General features: G+C 75.2%; 1 protein-coding gene and 1 pseudogene. Both read right to left on the reverse strand.

All coding sequences use genetic code 11. From position 1 onward, the window contains the following. Positions 1-98: 98 nt before the first annotated feature. Positions 99-1,424, reverse strand: coding sequence for a M14 family zinc carboxypeptidase (locus tag L1885_RS28050; protein ID WP_235799951.1), 1,326 nt, complete (start codon positions 1,422-1,424; stop codon positions 99-101). A 62-nt stretch (positions 1,425-1,486) separates the two neighbouring features. After that, positions 1,487-1,706, reverse strand: a pseudogene (locus L1885_RS28055) (hypothetical protein); the annotation flags it as partial.

The raw sequence follows: 1,706 nt of genomic DNA on the forward strand, positions 1-1,706 counted from the left end.
CGCAGGACGCACACGGAGGCGGGCGCCGCGGGACGCACACGCAGGCGGGTGCCGACGCAGGTGCGGCGAGGCGGCCGCGCCGCTCGGGGCGGGCCGCGTCAGGCCCGTACCGGTGCCGTTTTGCGGCCGCTCGGTGCCGCCTTCCCCTCGCCGGCCTGGGGCAGGGCCAGCTCGAAGGCGGCGCGCACGACCCGGAACTGGTGCTCCACCTGGTTCTCCACCGGGATCCAGCGGGGGTCGCAGCGCTGTTCGAACACCGCGCACCGGGCGGTCAGGAACCGGTCGAGCCGGTCGCGCACGTCCTGCGCCGCGGGCCCGCACGCCTCGACGGTCTGGAAGAGCATGCCCGCGGTGCGCAGGACGAGGCGGCGCGCGGCGATGGTCAGCGCGAGGACCTGCGCCCGGTTGAAGCCGCCGAGCCCGCCGGGGAAGCCCGCGAAGGACTCGGGTCCCCACTCGGCCACCAGCGAGGGGCAGCTGCGCTGGAACTCGTCCACGGTGCGCAGGAGGGGTGCCACGTGGGCCGGGACCCGGGGCCTGACCCGGTCGGCCATCTCGGCGAGGAACTCCGCGTCGCGCTCGGTGAGCCGGGCCACCCCCGTCATGGCGCCCTGCGGGTCGGGGTGCGGCGACGCGTCGGATATCTCGTCGGCGGCCCACATGGGCGCCTCGACGATCGCGGTGGTGGTCCCGTAGCGGTAGGGGTGGTACCAGGTGGACGCGTGGCTCGAGGAGAGCGCGGCGGTGAACTGGTCGCGCCGGCTGGGCGGGGGCATGTCGAAGACGCCGGTGCCCGCGCTGGGCCAGAAGAACGCGTCGAAGGGGCAGAGCTCGACGGGTATGCCGAGGTCGGCGGCGGATCGGGCGAGCGGCTCCGCGATGGCGGGCAGCGGTCTGGTCAGCTGGACGAAGCTGCCGCCGATGTCGACGCCGTGCAGGGAGAACTGGAGGAACGGCCGGATCTCGTCCTGCAGGTCGACCAGCGCCCGCGTCTCCGGCAGCAGTTCGGCCTCGGAACGCGCGTGCAGCCACTCGGGCTGCTCGTAGAAGTTCGGGCGGAACATGCGGCGGAAGTGGCGCCCGAAGCTCATCGGGCCTTCCAGCCACCGCTCGTTGCGCCGGGCGCCGTCGGGGTCGAGGCAGATCAGCAGGTGCCAGGTCGCGGCGGCGGGGCCGTCGTCCGGGGCGGAGGCGACGAGGTGCTCCGCGAGGCGGAGGGCGGTGGCGCCGCCGACCGGCTCGTTCGCGTGCGGTCCCGCGACCACGAGGACGTCCCTAGGCCCGCGGCCGACGGTGAGCAGCGTCAGCGGCTCACCGCCGCGCGAGCGTCCGACGCGCCGCAGCGAGGCCCGCTCGGGGTACGCGGCGGCCAGCGCTCCGGCTCGCGCGGTCAGTTCACCGACGGTGGGATAGCGCGGCGGCACAGCCTTCCGATCTGTCGATCCTCCTGTGCGCAGCCCCGGCCCTGCCGTGCACCGTGTGATAGTCAGTCACTGGACGGCATCGCGTCAACACTGGCCGTCACCCAGGACACCCGGCTTTGCGAGTCTTTGGGGCGAAGGCGGCGGTCCGAGGGCGCACAAGAGGGCGCATTCGGCTCCGCCGGGGCGCGGCGAATCCCCGGCGCGCCGCCTTCGCGCGACGGCGCCGTCGACGCGCGACCGCGCCGTCGCAGGTCGGCCGCCGCCGTGCCGCCCGTCGCCGCG

It is taken from the genome of Streptomyces fuscigenes, assembly GCF_021556455.1.
Lineage (GTDB): Bacteria > Actinomycetota > Actinomycetes > Streptomycetales > Streptomycetaceae > Streptomyces > Streptomyces fuscigenes.